Source organism: Clostridium aquiflavi, assembly GCF_031344075.1.
Lineage (GTDB): Bacteria > Bacillota > Clostridia > Clostridiales > Clostridiaceae > Clostridium > Clostridium aquiflavi.
In genome coordinates this window covers 1-652 of record NZ_JAVJAN010000109.1, presented here as the reverse complement: position 1 = coordinate 652, position 652 = coordinate 1, and the positions used below count along the sequence as shown (strand labels likewise).

Below are 652 nucleotides of genomic sequence, written 5' to 3'. Positions count from 1 at the left end.
AGCTATAATTTTGATTTTGTGGCTATAAGGATGTTTTTATTTTTAATTCTTAATAATGTTATAAAAACAGTTACTAAAAATGTAACTAGTAATGTTACAAGATAGATTAATATTGTAATCATGACGGTAAATTAGAGCTATATTTAAGGCCAAAACAATGTGATATTTATATGGTGTTGTATAATTAAATTATAATGGTAATATATTACAGAAGTTTTATAATTCAAGAAAGGATTATATATTATGTTTAATAAAAACACTAACAATAGAAATTCCTTAAGTAATACTATTGTAAACACAGTTATATCCATTTTATGGATTGTATTAATCTGTACAATAATTAGTTCAATTATAATATGGGAAAAAACAAGTGATTTAGTGTATATTATATCAGGAGTTATTGGGACACTAGGAATTTTATTAAATATATACCTTTTATCAAAAGAAAAATCTAGAAAAAGTGAATAATATGGTATTAAAATATGTTATAATTTATTTAAAAACACAGAAAGCTTGGGTTTAAATGGGAAATGAAATAATAAATTTTATGTATTGAGATGAATGGGGGTATACGAAAATGTTAAAAAAGTCAAAAGAAGTTTATGATTTCTTAAATAGGATGGAGATTAGGTTTAAACTTATTGAGCATAAG

Annotated in this window: 1 protein-coding gene; it reads left to right on the top strand. The window is 22.4% G+C overall.

Annotated features, from left to right (window positions below):
- Positions 1-243 precede the first annotated feature (243 nt).
- Positions 244-468 (top strand): hypothetical protein, encoded by a 225-nt coding sequence (locus RGC78_RS16150; RefSeq protein ID WP_252227057.1) that lies wholly within the window; start codon positions 244-246, stop codon positions 466-468.
- Positions 469-652 lie beyond the last annotated feature (184 nt).

Excerpts from the sequence above, each read along its gene's own strand:
- RGC78_RS16150 (WP_252227057.1), top strand. The coding sequence starts at position 244 with ATGTTTAATAAAAACACTAACAATAGAAATTCCTTAAGTAATACTATT.